Below are 17,788 nucleotides of genomic sequence, written 5' to 3'. Positions count from 1 at the left end.
TCAAGTTCGGCCGCTGCTAACCCCAGCGTCCGGGCTCAAGAAAAGACTCCGGCCATGACATACAACCAAAGCATCCAATGAGCAGTTCCGCCGCGCTTCTCCAATCCGATACGTTAGGCTCGCGCCTCGAATCGCGCGGCGATCTCACCTCCTTTTTCATGCAGCTTGCCGCCGAGATCGGCGCCGACAGCTACATGCTCGTCGCCATCGTCCACGACCAGGATCGCAACGACGCCCGCATCGTCTCATCCAACTGGATCTTCGACGCCATTGAACTGATCGGCAAGCGGCTGATCGCCGGCCTTGCCCAGGGACCGCTGACCGTTGCACCTGGCATCCGCCCGAGGCCACTGGTCGCCGCCGCGGCGCCCGACGCCGGCGGACTGCTCACCGGCGAAGAGGCGCGCCTGCTCGACGTGCTTGGCCATGCCGAAGTCTATTCACTGCGGCTCAATGTCGGTCGCCAGCGGCTGTTTGCGCTTTTCTCGGCGGCCGAGGCCGGCAGTATCGACCAGCCGGCGCTGATGAAGGCTCAGTTGAAGTGCTGCTACGCGCTGTCCGCTATCCCGCAATTGATCGCCGCCGCCGCCATGCAGGACCCGCTGTCCGACCGTGAGCGCGAATGCCTGTTCTGGGTGTCTGAAGGCAAGNAGGCAAGACCACCGATGAGGTCGCGGTGATCCTCGGGGTCTCGTCCAACACCGTCAACAGCTACATCACCCACGCCATCCAGAAATTCGCGGCCTCGAACCGCGCGATGGCCATCGCCACGGCGATCAGGAGCGGCATCATTTGAAACACGCTGACATCAAGGCGGCGGCCGAAGCCCTTTTCAACGAGCAGCGCAATCCGTTCGGCGCCTTCTCCATCGGTTCCGAGACGCACCATGCCGTTACCATCCCGGACGCGGTGCGCCGCTGCCGCTGGATCGCCGTCGACATCAACGCGTCGGCGTTTGGCCTCTATTTCGTCAGCCCCTCGCCGGAACGGGCGCGCCTGGTGCCGAGCTTCGATTCCGACTATCCAGCCACTGCGGTGACAACCAAGTTCATCGCCGGCGCCAATGGCGAGGAGATGGTGCGCCACAGCGGCGCCTCGACAGCGCCGCGCTGGTGGGCCGATGACGGCATCGCCGGCTCGGACGCCGTCTTCCAGAACCTCGCCTGGGCGGAGCGGACGGCGCCGCTGGCGCCGGGCACCAACGGCATTGCCTTTCCCGTCCATGCCGATCGCGGCCATTGCGGGCTGGTGGTGTTCCTCGGCTCGACGATCGCTCTGCCGGAGGACACGCTCTACGAAATCCACGCCCGCTGTTTTTCGCTGTTCGCCGCCGTCGCCCGCATTCGTCCGAACGATGCCGGCCGGATGCGGTCGATCTCCAAGCGTGAACTGGAGTGCCTGAAGCTGACCGCCAACGGCAACACCAGCGAAGAGATCGCCAGGCTGCTGAAGCTGTCGGTCCACACCGCCAACCAGTATCTCACCCAGTCGACGCAGAAGCTCAACGCGGTCAACCGCAACCAGGCGGTGGCCAAGGCGCTGCGCCTGGGTCTGATCGAGTGATCAAAGCCGCGTCCGGCCATTGGGATAAGACAAAAGATCAGCGATAGGCGAGCGGCTCGGTCCGGCGAATGCGCGCCTCTTCGATGACCGTCTCCAGCAAGGCGGTGTTGTGCTCGGGGTCTTCGCCGGGCTTCTCGAACGACACATAGTTGACCGCGACCGAAGACCTCTCCTCGCTCAGCGTCAGCTGGAAATAGACGGTGACGCCCGGCGGCCGAAGCTCGAGATCAAGCACGATGCGCGGGCTGCCGCTCCAGTCGACATGTGCCTCTCCGCCATGGCCGAGCCTGAGCGTGCCCGGCAGGAAGAACAGCTCCACCGCCGAATCCACCAGATCCGACAGGCAAGCGAAATGCTCGAGCCGGATGAAAGCGATGTAGTCGGCGACATCGATCAGCCGCAACTCGTCGACCACCTGCTCGATGGCCTTGGCGACGATGAGTTCGCGGGATTTTGCGTGCGGTTGGCGGTTCATGAAATTTGTCTCCGCTCAGCCTTTTTGGAGTAGACGATCCGCACCAGTTCGGCGACGGCCTGGTAGAATTGCGACGGGATCACGCTATCAACCGAAACTTGCTTGTACATGGAGCGGGCGAGCGCCACGTCCTCGAAGATCGGGATGTTGTGCTCCTTGGCAATCTCGCGAATCTTGAGCGCCACAAGGTCCTGGCCCTTGGCCAGCACCATGGGTGCTGAATCCTCGTCGCGGACATATCTGAGCGCGATGGAAAAGTGCGTCGGATTGGCGATGATCAGCGTCGCGCGCGGCACCGCCGTCATCATCCGCTTGCGCGCCCGGTCACGCGCCAGCGAGCGCAGCCGCGACTTGATGATCGGGTCGCCCTCGGACTGTTTGAACTCGTCCTTGACCTCCTGCTTGGTCATCCGCAGATCCTGCTTCCAATGGAAGCGCGACCAGACGACGTCGACCGCCGCGATCAGCCCCATGACGAAGACGATCGCCACCAATATGTCGACGGTGATGCTTTTGATGACGAGGCCGAAAGCGACGGGGTTGGTGATCATGCCGGCCAGGAGCTGGCGGTAGTCCTGCGACAGCGTGAAGTAGAGCACGATACTGGCGAAGCCGAGCTTGCCCAGCGATTTCAGGAATTCTACCCAGCCCTGAATACCGAACATCCTGGTCCAGCCCTTAGCTATCGAGATGCGCGACAGTTGCGGCCGGATCCGCTCGCCGACGACTTGCGGCATGTTCTGCAGCACCGAGGCGCCGATGCCGGCCACCACCAGCAGCACCAGCAGGCTGACGACGGCGTTGCCTATTTCCATCATCACGGTCTTGTAGAGCGCGATGACGTCGGTCTCGGTGTCCATCGGCCACGCCTCGGGCTTTTCCAGGAACATCGACAGGAACATGCCGAGATCAACGACCGCGTCCTTGGCGTAGAAGACGGTGAACACCAGTATGGCGATGAAGGACGCCAGAAGTGCGGCCTCTCGCGAATGGGGCAGCTTGCCCTGTTCGACGGTGTCGCGGATCTTCTTTTCGGTCGCGTCTTCGGTTTTGGAGTCTTTGTCCGCCGCTTCAGCCATTCAGCGCTCGGCGTTAAGCCGCTTCGCTCTGCTGCGATGAGGGCAGTTCGAAAGCCCCCTCGCGCGAAAGCCGGATTGTCGCCACCGCGATGTTCTTGCGCGCCGTCATGATGTCGGCAAGCTGAATGCCTTCCGAGCCCTGTCCGAGCTCGGACTCGATCATGCGCCGCGACCGTGCGCCGATCGCCGAGAGCGCCGATTCCGTCAATGCGGGTGGTGCACCGCGCAGCGCCAGCGTAATCAGTTCGGTCGACAGCCCGTCGAACAGAAGCACCCGCGCCTTCTGCGTCAAAAGCGGCAGATCGTCGAAGGCAAACAACCTGGAGCGGACACCGCCGAGGTCCGGCGTGCCGGCCTCTTCCAGATCCTGCATGACCTCTTCCAACTGAGGCTTGTCCATCTCGTTGAGCATACTGGCGACGCGCGCCTGTCCCGCCGAGATGTCCTTGGTCGCTGTCTGCGCCAGCACGCTGGCGCGCAGCTGGTTCTCGATGATCCTGGTCGCCGCGTCCGGAATGGTCGCCATCGTCACCATGCGCTTGATGATCTGGCTGCGCATCGGCTTTTCCATCGTCAGCAGAATGTTGGCGGCGGCCTGCGGTGCAAGCTTCGACAGCACCATGGCCGCGGTCTGGGGATGCTCGGCGGCAAGGAACGTGCCCAGACGCGTCGGCTCGAGCTTTTCCAGCTCCGGCCAGATCGGCGGTGGTCCTTCCGGCGCAACCTCGAAGCGCTTGTCGCCCATGATGGCGCTCATCTCTTCGGGCGACAGCGATTCATTGAGAATCGTGTCCATCCGGTCGGCGGAATCGAGCAGGCCCGCACCTTCGGTGAACTCGGCCTCGAATTCGGCAACGATGCGTTCGAGGTCGCTTTGCGGAATGGTGCGCAGCAGCCGCGCCCCTTCGATCAGTGCCTTCAGTTCTTCTTGCTTGAAGAATTTCAGCAGCCGGCTGGCCGAAGGCTTGCCCATCGCCACCAGGATGGCGGCGGCCTTTTGCGGGCGCGTGAGCGTCACCGGCGTCGTCATGGCATAAGCTCCGATCGCTGCTGAGACCGCATGTCGTCTAATCCTCAGGCGCTCTTGGCGGCAGCGATGATTTCGGTCAACCTGATGCCAAAGCGCGACGGATCGCTTTCCAGCACGGTGATTTCGCCGCGCGCGATCTTGCGGCCGTTGACCACGACATCGACCGGTTCGCCGATGCGCCGGTTGAGCGCCACCGTCGAGCCCTTCTGCAGCGCCATCAGGTCCGACACCGGCATTTCCGTACTGCCGAGGATGATCTGCACATCGACCGGGATGCTCATGATGATGTTCGAATTGGCGCCGGACGTGGCAGCCCGCAAGGCGGCGTCGGGGCGCTTTTCCTCCTCCTGGAGGACGCCGCGCAATTCCTCGATGGCGCGGTCGAGCTGCTCGTCCGGCTGGTCGATGTTGGCTTCCACCTTGGTCTTGGCCATAAGTCGTCTCCAAATGCTTGAGCTTGCCCGGCGTCAGCCCGGCATGAGCCCATCGATAAAATCCTGACCGGCATCGTAAGGATGCCTAATCCGGACGGTGTAGTTCTGCCCGAGTTTGCCGAACTCGCAGACAAACAGCGTCTTGTCGCGCGCGCTCAGCTTGGCGTGCGACTGCGCGGTTTCCTCGAACTCGATGATCTGGCCCGGCTCGAAACCGGCGAGATCGCCGAGCGTCAGGCGGGCCAGCGGCATGGTCGCTTCGAGCGTCACCGTCGAGCGCATGACCTCTTCGGAAAAACGTGCCCGCCAGTCGGAGGTCGTGCCTTCGCTGTCGTGGACATCGGCGATACCGCGTGTGGCCAGCAGGATGCGCTGCGGGATCATCACCGTGACCGTTCCGCTGTCGGTCGGCGTCGAGATGCCGAAGACGATGCGCACCGCCGCGCCATCGCGCAGCACGCGGCGCTTGGCTTCGCTGCCCGAAAGCGCCCGCGGCACCGGCAGCCGCAGCTCGAGCGAGCGCCGGCCCGATCCGTTCAACGCCTGCGCAACTTCCTGGAAGACCGTGGTCGCAACATCGGTCTCGATCTGCGACAGAGCGCGCTCGATCGGCGAAACCGGCTGATCCGGATCGCCGCCGAACAGCGCGCACACCATCACGGCGATGGCCGGCGCATCTGCCACCAGCGTCATCGCATCCGAAGACGTCGGCGATGCTATGATGGCCATGGCAAAGGCATCGCCGGCATTCGTGCGGGCATCGGGAACACGGCTGATCTCGACCGCGCGCAGGTCGACGGTGACCGGTGCGCCGAGTTCGCCGGCCAGGCTCTTCTGCAGCAGCGGCAGCGCGCGCTCGCCCATCGAGCGCCCGGTGCCGATGACATGAGCGGCCTCACCGCTGTCACCGACCAGACGCTCAATGATCAGCGAGCGGGCTTGCGAGGGGCTGCCAGGACTTGTCATGACGGCGTGCGGTCCTGTCTGTCGTCATGCATGGCTCAAGCCGCTTTCTTCTCGGCGGAAGCTGTGTTCATCGTGCTTTGCTCGACGGCGTCGATCGTCGGCCGCTCATAGGACGAGATGGTCTTGCGGCCGAACTCGATCGCCACCTGCGGCAGAGCGCCGTTCATATAGGCAAGCAGCGTCTGCTTGACGATGATATAGAGGCGATTCTTCTTCTCGCGCACCGTCTTGATCTTGGTGGCAACCGGTCCGACCACCGCATAAGACAGGAAGATGCCGAGGAAGGTTCCGACAAGGGCGGCGCCGATCAGGCCGCCGAGGATTTCGGGCGACTGGTCGAGCGCGCCCATCGCCTTGACCACGCCGAGCACGGCGGCGACGATGCCGAGCGCCGGCAGACCGTCACCCACCGCCACCAGCGCGTGGTAGGCCTTCATCTTGTCGGACTTGATGGTCTGGATTTCCTCGTCCATCAGCGCCTCGATCTCATGCGAGCGGGCATTGCCGATGATGATGATGCGGCAGTAGTCGCAGATGAAATTCGTCAGGTCGTGGTTCTTGAGCACGGTCGGGAACGCCTGGAAGATCGCCGACTCCTCCGGATTGTCGATGTGCGCCTCGACCTCGCTGCGCGACTTCGAGCGCAGTTCGCGCATCAGGCTGTGCAGCACGCCCAGCGTCTCCAGATAGTCGCGCTCTTTCGGCACCGCCTGCTTGAACGCTTCGAGGATACCCCTGCCGGTGTCCTTGACCGTCTTCATCGGGTTGGCGACGAGAAAGGTTCCAAGTGCGGCGCCACAGATGACCACCGCTTCCCAAGGCTGCATCAGCACATGCAGATGGCCGCCCATCGCCATGAAGCCGCCGAGAACACAGCCGAGCGTCACCACAAGTCCGATCAGAATGCCCACGCCAGATCCTTCCGCATCACGTCAGGCCTAACCGATAGCCCCCGTGCCTTGTGTGAGGCTTGAATCATGCAAGGTGAGGCGATTCAGCCTCGCGCAAGCAAGTCCGCATAGTCTTGCTTTTGAAGCTGCGACCGGAGGCATGTCGTGTTGAGCACTTTTACCAGCTACCAGCTCATAGCCAGGGACATCCCCAAGGCGATCGACCGCATCGAGGCGGAGCCGATCACCAAGCGCGACACCGACTACTATCTCGCGAACATCGGCAGCGTGAAATCGATCGACGATTTCGTCAAGAAGGACCGGCTGTTCAAATATGCCATGAAAGCCTTCGGTCTCGGCGACATGGCTTACGCCAAGGCCTTCATGGTCAAAGCCCTGAAGGAAGGGGTGTCGGATTCCGACAGCTTCGCCAACAAACTGAGCGACAAGCGTTATGCCGAGTTCGTGTCGGCCTTCAATTTCGCCGCACTTGGCGCTAATGCCACGAGCTACAATTCGGCACAGCAGGGCGTGACCAACAATTATGGTCTCCAGGTCTCGGTCGGCCCTTCGCAGAACGGCTTCACCTACTACAAGGGCGAAACCTCGTACTACCTGAGCAACATTTCCAACGTAAAATCGATCGACGACCTGATGGGCAACGATCGCCTGCTCACCTATGCGATGGCCGCGTTCGGCCTGGACGCCGACGCCGAGCCGGCTGCGACCGTGCGGGCCATGCTGGAAGGCGGCGTCACCGACCCGAACAGCCCCGCAAACACGTCGACAAACAAGGGCTATGCGGCTTTCGTCGCGGCTTTCGACTTTGCCCAATATGGCGACCAGGCTACGGCGCGCGACGCCGTCCAGCAGGCGGTGCCGAAGGCTGTGATCGGCGGAACCGGACTGTTGCTCGTCAAGCCGACCGCGCAATACATCAAGGGCGAGGCCGACTACTACGCAGCCAACATCTCCAAGGTGAAGTCCATCGAAGACCTGCTGAAGGACAAGCGCCTGCTGACCTTCGCCATGGCTGCCTATGGGCTTGATGCATCGACCCAGACGACGAAGCAGATCCGCACCATGGTCAATGGCGGCGTCACCGATCCGTTGAGTCCCGCCAACCTGTTGACCGACAAGAGCTACGCCAACTTCGTCAGCGCCTTTGATTTTGCCCAGTATGGCGATCAGACGACCACGCGCGACGCGGTGCTGAAGACCACGCCGAAGCTCTACACGACCGAGTCCAGTCTTGGCCTCATCAAGCCGAATGCGGACGCCGTCCAGGCCGAGACCAGCTACTACCTCGCCAACATCACCAAGGTGAAATCGGTCGACGACCTGATGGCCGACAGCCGCCTTTATAACTATGCTCTGTCCGCAAGCGGGCTCGATCCGGCGACCACCAACAAGGATCTCGTCCGTGATGTCCTTGAGGGCGGTGTCCGCGATCCCGCCAGTGTCGCCAACAAGCTCTCCAACAAGGCCTATGCCAGGCTCGCCACCTCGTTGAATTTCGAGGCCTACGGCGAAGCGGCAACGACCCGCAGCCCGTCGCAGCAGCCGGTGGTCGACAAATACATGCGCCAGACCCTGGAAGAAGACGCCGGCAAGACCAATGAGGGCGTGCGGTTGGCGCTCTATTTCGAGCGCAAGGCCTCGACCATCACCAACTGGTATGACGTGCTGGCCGACACGGCCCTGGCCAGCGTGGTACGCACCGCCATCGGCCTGCCCGATTCCTTCGCTGCCGCAGATATCGACAAGCAGGCGCAGGCCTTCGAGGCAAAGCTCGACCTCACCGATTTCACCGACCCGGCCAAGCTCGAGAAATTCCTCACCCGCTTCACCAGCCTTTGGGAAATCAATCATCCGACCTCGACCGCCCAGACATCGATCGGTGTGCTGTTTGCGCAGCCGACCACCGTCGGCATCTCGACCGATCTGATGATGGCCATGCAGAAACTGAGATTCTGAGAACACCATGCAGGACAGCCTTTACGTCGCCCTTTCCTCGCAGATCGCGCTTGAGCGCCGTCTCGACACCATCGCCGATAATGTCGCCAACGCCTCGACCATCGGCTTTCGCGCCACCGGCGTGAAGTTCGAGGATGTCGTCTCCGGCAGCGGCCCCAAATCGGTGTCCTTCGCCTCCTCCGGCAAGACCTATTTGTCCGGCGCGCATGGCGCGATGACGCAGACCGGCAACCCGTTCGACTTCGCCGTCCAGGGCGATGCCTGGTTCGGCATCGACACCCCGGCCGGCACCGTGATGACCCGCGACGGACGCTTTTCGATGAACGAGAACGGCGAGTTGATGTCGCTCGAAGGCCATCCGGTGCTCGACGCCGGCGGTGCGCCGATCCAGCTCGACCCGCGCGACGGCCCACCCAAGGCGGGCGCCGACGGCTCGCTGCGCCAGGGCGACAAGCTCGTCGGCGCCATCGGCCTGTTCAATTTCGATCCCGGCCCGAATTTCGTCCGCTACGGCAATTCTGGCATCGTGCCCGCGCGTGCGCCGGAGCCGGTCACCGACCGTTCCGATCTCGGCGTCGCGCAGGGCTATGTCGAGGAATCCAACGTCAATCCGGTGCTGGAGATGACGCGCCTGATCATGGTCCAGCGCGCCTTCGAGAACACGGCGGCGCTGATGCGCCAGACCGATGCCTCGACCGACGACGCCATCAAGACGCTCGGCTCCAAGTCGTAGCAGCATGTCGAGCAGCAAATCATCGATACGCGCGCTTGAACGGCAACCGGAGACAGCACCGGAAAACCGGCTGGCTGCGCTGGAGCGGATCTGGCGCCGCTTCGATGACACCGAGACGTTGCTGCGGCGCGGCGGCCGTGTTTCGGAGGTTTCGCCAACGCATTACAAGGTGCGCGGCCTGTCTGAAGTCGCCAGGCTTGGCGACCTCGTCGAACAGCGCGGCAATGCCGGCACGCGCCGCGGCGAGATCGTCAGGATCGGCCGCGACGAAGTCGTCATCGCCCCTTTCGAACGCAGCGCCGACGCCGGCATCGGCGACGCCGTGTTTCGCCGCGGCCCGCTGACGGTAACGCCGCATGCCTCGTGGCGCGGGCGCGCCATCGACGCGCTGACCCGCGTCATCGACGGCGGCCCGCCGCTGATCAGGATCGGCGAGGCTGCGAGCGGCGACGGCACAACGCCCGGCGCGATGGCGCGGCAGCGCGTCGGCACCGCCTTCACGACCGGGGTCAAGGTCATCGACATCTTCACGCCGCTCTGCCTCGGCCAGCGCCTCGGCGTCTTTGCCGGTTCCGGCGTCGGCAAGTCGACGCTGCTCGCTATGCTGGCCGGCGCCGACGCCTTCGACACCGTGGTCGTGGCGCTGATCGGCGAGCGCGGCCGCGAGGTACGCGAATTCCTCGAAGACACGATCGGCGCAGAGAGCATGGCCAAGACGGTCGCCGTCGTCGCTACCAGCGACGAGAGCGCCATGATGCGCCGGCGCGCGCCGGATACCGCCATGCGCGTTGCCGAACATTTTCGCGACCAGGGCCATCGCGTGCTGCTGGTGCTGGATTCGATTACCCGCTTTGCCCATGCGCTGCGCGAGGTAGCGACCGGCACCGGCGAGCCGCCGGTCGCCCGCGGCTATCCCGCTTCGGTTTTCACCGATCTGCCCAAGCTGCTCGAACGCGCTGGCCCGGGCGCTGAAGGCCCCGGTATCAAAGGACAGGGATCAATCACTGCCATCATCTCGGTGCTGGTCGACGGCGACGACCACAACGACCCGGTCGCCGATTCGGTACGCGGCATCCTCGACGGCCATGTCGTGCTCGACCGCGCCATTGCCGAACAGGGCCGCTACCCCCCGGTCAATCCGGTGTCGTCGATCTCGCGCCTCGCCGACAAGGCATGGAGCCCCGAGCAACGCATGCTGGTGACCAGGCTGAAATCGATGATCTCGCGCTTCGAGGACACCCGCGACATCCGCCTGCTCGGTGCCTATCAGGGCGGCGCCGATGCCGAGCTCGATATTGCCGTGCGCCAGGTGCCGCTGATCTACGAGGCGCTGACGCAGTCGCCCAGGGATCGCGCCTCGAGCGACGCATTCTCCGACCTCGCCCGTCATCTGAAAGGCAAGCAAAGTGTCGATGCAGGAGACTGAGCTTCAGTACACCGAGCGGCTTTTGCGCGAGATGATCGCAGAGGCCAGTGCCGCCGAGGAAGCCCGGGCCAACGAAGCGAGAGCTGTCAGGGCAAAGGCCGATCTCGACAAGGCCGCCAAGGCTGAGGCCATTCTGGCCAGGGCCGCCAGGCCATTCTTGCCCAGGGTAGCCAGCGTAGTCGAGTCCACTGTGCCTCGCTTGGCCGAGCCTGCCTTGCCCAGCGTCGTCAAGCCTGAATTGCCAAGGACCCCTCGCGCCGGCCCCAAAGAAGCGATCGAGACCAGTCGTGACTCGCTTCTCGACGGGCTGTTCCCGGTCACCGAATGGCCGCAGCCGCCAAGGCCGCAATATCCCAGGCTCGACAAGAAATCCGACCGCCGCAGCGATATCGTCTTTGCCGCGCTCGGCATCACGCTTGGCCTGATCTGCGCGCTGTTTCCCTGGTATATCTTCTTCAATCAGGACCAGTTCGGCGTGCAGGCGATCAAGTTCGGCGGCAGCGGCACCAATGCAGGGCGGGTCAGCGGCGGCTCGCAGATGGAGAACAGCGGTCAGCCGCTGACGGCAAACGATGTTCCCGATGTCGACCTGTTCGCCACCGGCACGCTGCAGGACCCCGAGGACAAGACCCGGCCTCCCGGCGTCGACGAGCAGCCCTTCCCGGCGGATCCCAAATTTCGCATGGTTCATGTCGCCAATGGCCGCGCCATGATCGAGGACGATGCCGGCCTGTGGATTGTCCAGCGCGGCTCGAAGCTGCCCGACTCCAGCGTCGTCTCGTCGATCGAGCAACGCGGCGGCAAGTGGGTCATGGTCACCAGCACCGACCAGGTGATCGAACTCTCCAAATAGCGGCACACCGGCTTACGCCTGGCCCGCGCAAGGTCCGCGCAAGACTGGCAGCCTAGTCTTGTACGTACCAGCCTGGAGATCCCCATGGAGCCCATCAACCTTTTCGATCTCGCCGCCAAGCAGTCGCAATGGCTGTCGGTGCGCCAGTCCGCAATTGCCGGCAACATCGCCAACGTCAACACGCCCGGCTACACCGCCGGCGATGTCGAGCCGTTCGAGAAGGTGCTCGACCGCACGGCAGTGTCGCTGACCGCCACCCAGGCAGGCCACCTCGGCACTGCCGCCACTAATGCCGGCTTCACGGTCAAGCCAGAAGAGACGACCGGCGCCATCATGCCCTCGAAGAACACGGTGGTGGTCGAGAACGAACTGATGAAGGCCGGCGAGGTCCGCCGCTCCTTCGAGCTCAACACCGCGATCGTCAAGGCCTTCCATTCGATGATGATGATGGCGGTGAAGAGCTGACAATGGACGCCTTGACCTCAGCCCTCAAGATCGCCGCGTCCGGCCTCAGCGCCCAGTCTGACCGTTTGCGCGTCGTTTCGGAAAATCTCGCCAACGCGCAGTCGACCGGCAACACCCCGGGCGCTGACCCCTATCGCCGCAAGACCATCAGTTTCGTCTCGGAACTCGACCGTGCCTCGGGTGGCACGACAGTTGAGGTCAACTCCATCGACCGCGACCCCAGCGACTTTCCCGTCGAATTCCAGCCCGGCAACGAGGCCGCCGACGACAAGGGCTACGTCAAGATGCCCAATGTAAACGTGCTGGTCGAGATGGCCGACATGAGCGAGGCCAACCGCTCCTACGAAGCCAACCTTCAGGTCATCAAGCAGGCGCGTGATCTGATCTCCATGACCATCGACCTGATGAGGAACCAGTAATGATCAGCGGCATTGGCGGTATCGGATCGCTTCCCCTCAAGCCGGAGATCGGTGGCGCCGATACCACGACCGACCTGTTCCAGGGCACCAGGGCGCCGATGGCCGGCAGCGAAATCGGCGCCACCTTCGCCGAAGCGCTGAGCCAGGCTGCTTCAAAGACCGTCAACACCTTGCAGAACGCCGAGCAGGTCTCGATCCAGGCGCTCAAGGGCGACGCCGATACCCGTCAGGTCGTCGACGCCGTCATGAGCGCCCAGCAGGCCCTGCAGACCACGATCGCCATCCGCGACAAGGTCGTCTCCGCCTATCTCGAAATCAGCCGTATGGGCATCTGAGGAGACTTGCCGTGAAAGCACTCGCCATCGCAGCGACCGGCATGAATGCCCAGCAGACCAATCTGGAAGTGATCGCCAACAACATCGCCAACATCAACACCACCGGCTACAAGCGCGCGCGCGCCGAATTCTCCGACCTGCTCTACCAGGTCGACCGCACGCAGGGCGTGCCCAACCGCTCCAATTCATCGCTTGTGCCGGAAGGCGTGTCGATCGGCCTCGGCGTCAAGACGACGGCGGTGCGCAACGTCCATACGCAGGGCGAACTGACCTCGACCGGCAACAGTTTCGACATGGCGCTGACGGGCCGCGGCTGGTTCCAGATCGAGGGCGGCGACGGCGGCACGCTCTACAGCCGCGCCGGCGCCTTCAACACCAACGCCACCGGCCAGCTGGTGACCGTCGACGGCGCCAATGTCATCCCGGCCATCACCGTGCCGACCGATGCCATCGAAGTTGTCGTCAACAAGACCGGCCAGGTCTTTGCCCGCATCGACGGCCAGACCGACCTCCAGCTGCTGGGCCAACTGCAGCTCGCCAACTTCGCCAATGAAGCAGGCCTCGCGCCGCTCGGCGACAATCTGTTCCAGGAGACGCCGGCCTCCGGCCCGGCCAATGTCGGCGTGCCCGGCGATCCCGGCTTCGCCTCGGTCGAGCAGGGTTATCTCGAGGCCTCCAACGTCGATCCGGTCAAGGAAATCACCGAGCTGATCTCGGCGCAGCGCGCCTATGAGATGAACTCCAAGGTCATCCAGGCCGCCGACGACATGGCCTCCGTCGTGTCCAAGAACATCAGGTAAGATTTGATGGTCTCTCCGGCCTTCCGCTCCGCGCTTTGCCGCACCGCGCTGATCCTGGCGCTGGTGGCCGGCAGTGTGCCGGCGTTTGCCCAGGAGAGCGCAGACCAGCAGACCACCACTCAGGTCGCGAGCAGTCAGGCAACCGGCGAGATCGTTCTGATCCCCAACCGGGTCATTTATCCCGGCGAGATGATCGACACCGGCGTGCTGAAACCGGTGACGCTGCTCCCCGGCAAGCACAGGCCAGATGCGGTCGCCACGCGGGCCATGGAACTCCAGGGCAAGGTCGCCAAGCGCACGCTGCTGCCCGGCCGCTATATCCCGGTCGCCGCCATCCGCGACGCCTGGCTGGTCGAACAGGGTGCCGCCGTGCAGGTCTATTTCATCGCGGGCGACCTCACCATTTCGGCCACGGCGGTGTCGCTGCAGCCGGGTGCCGCCGGCGATTTGATAAAGGTCCGCAACACAGACAGCGGCAAGATCTTTTCCGGCACGGTGATGGCTGACGGCACCATCCGGGTCAGCGCGTCATGAGACGCGGAGCTGCCCTTCTGCTCGCGGCCGTTGTCGGCCTGCAGCCGGCGCTGGCCGACGGTCTTACGCCGAAGCAAAAGCGCGATCTTGCCGGCCAGAATGGCGGCGCCTTTGTCGATCCCGAATACGATCCGGCCACCACCAACCGCATGTTCAGGGTCTCCAACGGCCCAAGCTCTCTGCCACCCGGCCAGGTCGCATCGCGCATCAAGGACATTGCGCAGCTGCAGGCTTCGCGCGACAACCAGCTCGTCGGCTACGGCCTCGTCATCGGCCTCGCCGGATCGGGCGACAGCCTGCGCAATTCGCCCTTCACCGAACAGTCGATCCGCGCCATGCTCGAAAATCTCGGCATTGCCACCGAAGGTGGCAGCGCGCGGGCCAAGAACGTCGCCGCCGTCATCGTCACCGCCAACATGCCGCCTTACGTGCAGTCTGGGGCCCGCATCGACATCGACGTCTCCTCCATGGGCGACGCCACATCGCTTGCCGGCGGCACGCTGATAATGACGCCACTGAAGGCGGCCGATGGCGAGATCTATGCTGTCGGGCAAGGCTCGGTCATCGTTTCCGGCTTCACTGCCCAAGGCGATGCCGAAAAGCTGACGCAGGGCGTGCCGACGGCCGGCCGCGTGCCCAACGGCGCCATCGTCGAGCGCACTGTGCGCGCCGAATTCGAGGACCAGGCGCTGCTCACCTTGCAATTGCGCAACCCCGATTTCTCCACTGCCGTCCGCATCGCCGACGCCATCAACGGCTACACCTCGCAACGCTTCGGCATGCGCGTGGCGGCGGAGCGCGATGCACGTACCGTGCAGATCAGGCGGCCGAAGAATGTTTCGGCGGCGCGCTTCTACGCCGAGATCGAGAATTTGGTGGTCGAGACCGACACGCCGGCACGCGTCGTCATCGACGAACGCACCGGCACCATCGTCATCGGCAACGAGGTCAAGATCTCGCGGGTGGCGATCAGCCACGGCACGCTCACCGTGCGCATCACCGAACAGCCGAAGATCGTCCAGCCGGAACCGTTCTCCAAGGGCGTGACAGCGGAGGAACCCTTCACCACCATCGATGCCACGCGGCCTGACGCCCGCGTCAATGTGCTCGACGGACCGAACCTCGAAACGCTGGTGTCGGGCCTCAACCGTCTCGGCGTCAAGCCGGACGGCATCATTGCCATTTTGCAAGGCATCAAGTCGGCCGGCGCTTTGCAGGCCGATCTGGTTCTCCAATAGGCCATGCCGATGATCGATTTCTTTTCCCAAAAGCAGCACCGCCGAAGCGCAGCCTTGGCAGCTTGCGTCATCGCCGCCACCGTCCTTGCCGGCGGCACTGTTCGCGCGGAAGAAGCGGTGCGGCAGGTTCTTCCTGGCGGGCAACAGCCGGCGGCAGTGCAGCAGCTGGTCCGCGAGAAGGTGCCCGATGAAAGCGAGATCCAGCGCTTCTGCTCCAACATCGCCGACGCCGCCCGCGACCGCCGTTACGCGCTGCAGGCCGAAGAGTTGAAGCAGTTGCAGGCTGGCATCGACCAGCGCATGAAGGCGCTGGACGACAAGCGCGCCGAATACGAGCAATGGCTGAAGCGGCGTGAAGTTTTCCTGGCCCGCGCCGAGGATGGCGTCGTCAAGATCTATGCCGGCATGAAACCGGATGCCGCGGCCGAGCGCCTGGCCATGGTCAACACCGATCTCGCCGCCGCCATCCTGATGAAACTCGATTCGCGCAAGGCCGGCGTCATTCTCAACGAAATGGACCAGAAGGCGGCAGCCACGCTCACCGGCATTATGGCCAGCGCGGCGCGAAGGATAGACCCGTCATGAAGTCGCATATACTCGCCCTGGTCGCCACCGCTTCACTTGCCGGCTGCGCCTCCGACCCCAGGGAGATCGGCAGGGAGCCGGCGCTGTCGCCGGTTGGCACCGGCATTACCGGCAGCGTCAATGCGCCCTACTCCTATCCCGAAACGCCACCCGCGCCAGTGAAGAAATTCTCGCTGTGGGATGATCGCCAGAGCCGGTTGTTCACCGACCCACGCGCGCTGCGCGACGGCGACATCCTCACCGTCAGGATCAAGCTCAACGACAAGGCCAACTTCAAGAACCAGAACGACCGCAGCCGCACCGCCGGGCGCAAGCTCGGCTATGACGTCAACCTCGGATGGGAAGGTGCCACCACCAGCGGCAAGGGCGACGCGGGGCTGAGCTCCACCACCGAAACCAATGCGGACGGCGAAATCAAGCGCTCGGAGAACCTCGAGCTCAACGTCGCCGCCGTCGTCACCGAAGTCCTGCCCAACGGCAATCTGATGATCCGCGGCTCACAGGAGGTGCGCGTCAATTACGAGCTCAGGGTGCTGACCATCGCCGGCATGGTGCGTCCATCCGATATCGGCGCTGAAAACACCATCTCTTATGAACGCATCGCCGAGGCGCGCATCTCCTATGGCGGCCGCGGCCGCGTCAGCGAAATCCAGCAGCCCGCTTACGGTCAGCAGATCCTCGACCAAGTCCTCCCCTTTTAGGACTGGAGAACGGCGCCGTGGCAAATGTCGAACAGGTTCAGCAAAAAAAGGGCCCGTCGCTTGTCATCCAGCTTGCGATGCTGCTGGCGGTGACGGGCGCCGCGATCGGCATGGGCTGGATGTCCGGCGGCTATCTGAAGGGCGTCGGGGGACCGGTGCCTGTGCCCGCCGCACCGGAGAACCAGTCCAATGCCGAGCAACCGAGCAAGGCGGCCGAACATGCTCCCGGCACCGGGCCGACGCTTGTCCAGCTGGCGCCGATCACCACCAATCTGGCTTCGCCTGCCGACACCTGGATAAGGCTGGAAGCGTCAGTGATCTACGATGCGCCGCAGCCGCCCGAACTCACCGAAAGCATTCACCAGGACCTGCTGGCCATGGTCCGCACCCTGAAGATGCATCAGATCGAAGGTGCCAGCGGCTACCAGCATTTGAAAGCCGACATCGAGGAGCGCGCCGCAATCCGCAGCGGTGGCCATGCCAAACAGGTTCTGATCAGGACATTGCTGCTCGAATGAGAAAACTCGTCCTCGCCGCCGCGATCGTCGTCGCCACCACCTCTGTCGCCGCCGCCCAGCAGCTCGATCTCGGCGGCATCGGCAAGGCCGACGGCGCCACCGTCGGCTATATCATCCAGATGTTCGGTCTGCTCACCGTGCTGTCGGTGGCGCCGGGCCTGTTGATCATGGTGACGAGCTTCACCCGCTTCGTCATCGCCTTCTCGATCCTGCGCGCCGGCATCGGCCTGCAGTCGACGCCGGCCAATCTGATCCTGATCTCGCTGTCGCTGTTCATGACCTTCTACGTCATGGCGCCGACCTTCGACCAGGCCTGGAACACCGGCGTCAAGCCGCTGATGGACAACCAGATCAGCCAGACCGAGGCGTTCGAAAAGATTTCGGACCCGTTCCGCACCTTCATGCTGCACAATGTCCGCGACAAGGACTTCGACCTGTTCGCCGATCTCGCCCGCGAACGCGGCCAGGTCGTTGCCAGGGACACCGTCGACCTGCGCATCCTGGTGCCGGCCTTCATGATCTCCGAAATCCGCCGCGGCTTCGAGATCGGCTTCCTGATCGTGCTGCCGTTCCTCGTCATCGACCTGATCGTCGCCACCATCACCATGGCCATGGGCATGATGATGCTGCCGCCGACCGTCGTTTCGCTGCCCTTCAAGATCCTGTTCTTCGTCCTCATCGACGGCTGGAACCTGCTTGTCGGCAGCCTGGTGCGCTCCTTCACCTGACCGTCCGCGCGCCGTTGGCGCCTTGCTAAAGTTTTATGC

General features: G+C 63.8%; 21 protein-coding genes and 1 pseudogene. 16 read left to right on the top strand and 6 right to left on the bottom strand.

Annotated features, from left to right (window positions below):
• Positions 1–77 precede the first annotated feature (77 nt).
• Together X733_RS1000000171390 and X733_RS164065 are read left to right on the top strand one after the other, a co-directional pair.
• Positions 78–796, top strand: a pseudogene (locus X733_RS1000000171390) (LuxR C-terminal-related transcriptional regulator).
• A complete protein-coding gene (locus X733_RS164065; RefSeq protein ID WP_023686334.1) occupies positions 793–1,563 on the top strand; it encodes a helix-turn-helix transcriptional regulator in 771 nt (256 codons plus the stop codon). Before X733_RS1000000171390 ends, X733_RS164065 begins: the two are co-directional and overlap by 4 nt.
• A 37-nt stretch (positions 1,564–1,600) precedes the next feature.
• Here X733_RS164065 and X733_RS164070 read toward each other — a convergent pair whose 3' ends face one another.
• From X733_RS164070 to motA, 6 genes are read right to left on the bottom strand one after another with little or no spacing between them, the layout of a single operon-like run.
• Positions 1,601–2,038 (bottom strand): hypothetical protein, encoded by a 438-nt coding sequence (locus tag X733_RS164070; RefSeq protein WP_023671756.1) that lies wholly within the window; start codon positions 2,036–2,038, stop codon positions 1,601–1,603.
• On the bottom strand, positions 2,035–3,117 hold the full coding sequence (flhB, locus tag X733_RS164075) for a flagellar biosynthesis protein FlhB (RefSeq protein WP_023683475.1): 1,083 nt from the start codon (positions 3,115–3,117) through the stop codon (positions 2,035–2,037). The genes X733_RS164070 and flhB overlap by 4 nt, the downstream gene beginning before the upstream one ends.
• 13 nt (positions 3,118–3,130) lie before the next feature.
• The gene (locus X733_RS164080) at positions 3,131–4,147 is read right to left on the bottom strand and encodes a flagellar motor switch protein FliG (RefSeq protein ID WP_023728370.1); all 1,017 of its coding nucleotides are present in this window, start codon (positions 4,145–4,147) and stop codon (positions 3,131–3,133) included.
• Positions 4,148–4,191: 44 nt separating this feature from the next.
• Positions 4,192–4,581, bottom strand: coding sequence for a flagellar motor switch protein FliN (gene fliN / locus X733_RS164085; protein WP_023671753.1), 390 nt, complete (start codon positions 4,579–4,581; stop codon positions 4,192–4,194).
• Positions 4,582–4,614: 33 nt separating this feature from the next.
• Positions 4,615–5,547, bottom strand: coding sequence for a FliM/FliN family flagellar motor switch protein (locus X733_RS164090; RefSeq protein WP_023817298.1), 933 nt, complete (start codon positions 5,545–5,547; stop codon positions 4,615–4,617).
• Positions 5,548–5,582: 35 nt separating this feature from the next.
• Positions 5,583–6,458: a flagellar motor stator protein MotA gene (motA, locus tag X733_RS164095; RefSeq protein ID WP_023671751.1), complete on the bottom strand. Its 876-nt coding sequence runs from the start codon at positions 6,456–6,458 to the stop codon at positions 5,583–5,585.
• A gap of 144 nt (positions 6,459–6,602) precedes the next feature.
• On the opposite strand from motA, the gene X733_RS164100 reads away from it, so the two are divergent.
• The 14 genes from X733_RS164100 to fliP all read left to right on the top strand — a co-directional run bounded on the left by X733_RS164100 (position 6,603) and on the right by fliP (position 17,749).
• On the top strand, positions 6,603–8,414 hold the full coding sequence (locus X733_RS164100; RefSeq protein WP_023817297.1) for a DUF1217 domain-containing protein: 1,812 nt from the start codon (positions 6,603–6,605) through the stop codon (positions 8,412–8,414).
• Between the two features lie 7 nt (positions 8,415–8,421).
• Positions 8,422–9,147 (top strand): flagellar basal-body rod protein FlgF, encoded by a 726-nt coding sequence (flgF, locus tag X733_RS164105; RefSeq protein WP_023671749.1) that lies wholly within the window; start codon positions 8,422–8,424, stop codon positions 9,145–9,147.
• 4 nt (positions 9,148–9,151) lie between these two features.
• Positions 9,152–10,573 (top strand): flagellar protein export ATPase FliI, encoded by a 1,422-nt coding sequence (gene fliI, locus X733_RS164110; RefSeq protein ID WP_023817296.1) that lies wholly within the window; start codon positions 9,152–9,154, stop codon positions 10,571–10,573.
• Entirely contained in the window at positions 10,560–11,426 is an 867-nt protein-coding gene (locus tag X733_RS164115) for a hypothetical protein (RefSeq protein ID WP_031192940.1), read from the top strand. The genes fliI and X733_RS164115 overlap by 14 nt, the downstream gene beginning before the upstream one ends.
• Positions 11,427–11,510: 84 nt before the next feature.
• On the top strand, positions 11,511–11,891 hold the full coding sequence (gene flgB, locus X733_RS164120) for a flagellar basal body rod protein FlgB (RefSeq protein ID WP_023691724.1): 381 nt from the start codon (positions 11,511–11,513) through the stop codon (positions 11,889–11,891).
• A gap of 2 nt (positions 11,892–11,893) precedes the next feature.
• The gene (gene flgC, locus X733_RS164125; protein WP_023686341.1) at positions 11,894–12,310 is read left to right on the top strand and encodes a flagellar basal body rod protein FlgC; all 417 of its coding nucleotides are present in this window, start codon (positions 11,894–11,896) and stop codon (positions 12,308–12,310) included.
• On the top strand, positions 12,310–12,645 hold the full coding sequence (locus X733_RS164130; RefSeq protein ID WP_023701074.1) for a flagellar hook-basal body complex protein FliE: 336 nt from the start codon (positions 12,310–12,312) through the stop codon (positions 12,643–12,645). Before flgC ends, X733_RS164130 begins: the two co-directional genes overlap by 1 nt.
• 11 nt (positions 12,646–12,656) lie before the next feature.
• Entirely contained in the window at positions 12,657–13,445 is a 789-nt protein-coding gene (gene flgG, locus X733_RS164135; protein ID WP_023673650.1) for a flagellar basal-body rod protein FlgG, read from the top strand.
• A gap of 6 nt (positions 13,446–13,451) precedes the next feature.
• Positions 13,452–13,979 carry a flagellar basal body P-ring formation chaperone FlgA gene (gene flgA / locus X733_RS164140; RefSeq protein WP_023740991.1) on the top strand — a complete coding sequence of 176 codons (528 nt, stop codon included), beginning with the start codon at positions 13,452–13,454 and terminating at the stop codon, positions 13,977–13,979.
• Positions 13,976–15,217: a flagellar basal body P-ring protein FlgI gene (locus X733_RS164145; RefSeq protein ID WP_023673652.1), complete on the top strand. Its 1,242-nt coding sequence runs from the start codon at positions 13,976–13,978 to the stop codon at positions 15,215–15,217. The genes flgA and X733_RS164145 overlap by 4 nt, the downstream gene beginning before the upstream one ends.
• A 3-nt stretch (positions 15,218–15,220) precedes the next feature.
• Complete coding sequence (locus X733_RS164150; protein ID WP_031192939.1) at positions 15,221–15,802, top strand: MotE family protein; 582 nt, start codon at positions 15,221–15,223, stop codon at positions 15,800–15,802.
• Entirely contained in the window at positions 15,799–16,503 is a 705-nt protein-coding gene (gene flgH / locus X733_RS164155) for a flagellar basal body L-ring protein FlgH (RefSeq protein WP_023673654.1), read from the top strand. Before X733_RS164150 ends, flgH begins: the two co-directional genes overlap by 4 nt.
• 17 nt (positions 16,504–16,520) lie before the next feature.
• Positions 16,521–17,021, top strand: a complete 501-nt coding sequence (locus X733_RS164160) for a flagellar basal body-associated FliL family protein (RefSeq protein ID WP_023683304.1) — start codon at positions 16,521–16,523, stop codon at positions 17,019–17,021.
• On the top strand, positions 17,018–17,749 hold the full coding sequence (fliP, locus tag X733_RS164165) for a flagellar type III secretion system pore protein FliP (protein WP_023817295.1): 732 nt from the start codon (positions 17,018–17,020) through the stop codon (positions 17,747–17,749). The genes X733_RS164160 and fliP overlap by 4 nt, the downstream gene beginning before the upstream one ends.
• Positions 17,750–17,788: the final 39 nt, after the last annotated feature.

The organism is Mesorhizobium sp. L2C066B000, assembly GCF_000502335.1.
Taxonomy (GTDB): domain Bacteria; phylum Pseudomonadota; class Alphaproteobacteria; order Rhizobiales; family Rhizobiaceae; genus Mesorhizobium.
This window is presented reverse-complemented; position numbering and strand designations above follow the sequence as displayed.

Bases quoted from the DNA above. Each gene is read 5' to 3' on its own strand.
- flgB (WP_023691724.1), top strand. From the start codon at position 11,511: ATGGAGCCCATCAACCTTTTCGATCTCGCCGCCAAGCAGTCGCAATGG.
- X733_RS164130 (WP_023701074.1), top strand. From the start codon at position 12,310: ATGATCAGCGGCATTGGCGGTATCGGATCGCTTCCCCTCAAGCCGGAG.
- fliN (WP_023671753.1), bottom strand. From the start codon at position 4,581: ATGGCCAAGACCAAGGTGGAAGCCAACATCGACCAGCCGGACGAGCAG.
- flgA (WP_023740991.1), top strand. From the start codon at position 13,452: ATGGTCTCTCCGGCCTTCCGCTCCGCGCTTTGCCGCACCGCGCTGATC.
- flgF (WP_023671749.1), top strand. From the start codon at position 8,422: ATGCAGGACAGCCTTTACGTCGCCCTTTCCTCGCAGATCGCGCTTGAG.
- fliP (WP_023817295.1), top strand. From the start codon at position 17,018: ATGAGAAAACTCGTCCTCGCCGCCGCGATCGTCGTCGCCACCACCTCT.
- fliI (WP_023817296.1), top strand. From the start codon at position 9,152: ATGTCGAGCAGCAAATCATCGATACGCGCGCTTGAACGGCAACCGGAG.
- X733_RS164080 (WP_023728370.1), bottom strand. From the start codon at position 4,147: ATGACGACGCCGGTGACGCTCACGCGCCCGCAAAAGGCCGCCGCCATC.
- X733_RS164115 (WP_031192940.1), top strand. From the start codon at position 10,560: ATGCAGGAGACTGAGCTTCAGTACACCGAGCGGCTTTTGCGCGAGATG.
- X733_RS164150 (WP_031192939.1), top strand. From the start codon at position 15,221: ATGCCGATGATCGATTTCTTTTCCCAAAAGCAGCACCGCCGAAGCGCA.
- X733_RS164070 (WP_023671756.1), bottom strand. From the start codon at position 2,038: ATGAACCGCCAACCGCACGCAAAATCCCGCGAACTCATCGTCGCCAAG.
- flgC (WP_023686341.1), top strand. From the start codon at position 11,894: ATGGACGCCTTGACCTCAGCCCTCAAGATCGCCGCGTCCGGCCTCAGC.
- flhB (WP_023683475.1), bottom strand. From the start codon at position 3,117: ATGGCTGAAGCGGCGGACAAAGACTCCAAAACCGAAGACGCGACCGAA.
- flgH (WP_023673654.1), top strand. From the start codon at position 15,799: ATGAAGTCGCATATACTCGCCCTGGTCGCCACCGCTTCACTTGCCGGC.
- X733_RS164090 (WP_023817298.1), bottom strand. From the start codon at position 5,547: ATGACAAGTCCTGGCAGCCCCTCGCAAGCCCGCTCGCTGATCATTGAG.
- X733_RS164145 (WP_023673652.1), top strand. From the start codon at position 13,976: ATGAGACGCGGAGCTGCCCTTCTGCTCGCGGCCGTTGTCGGCCTGCAG.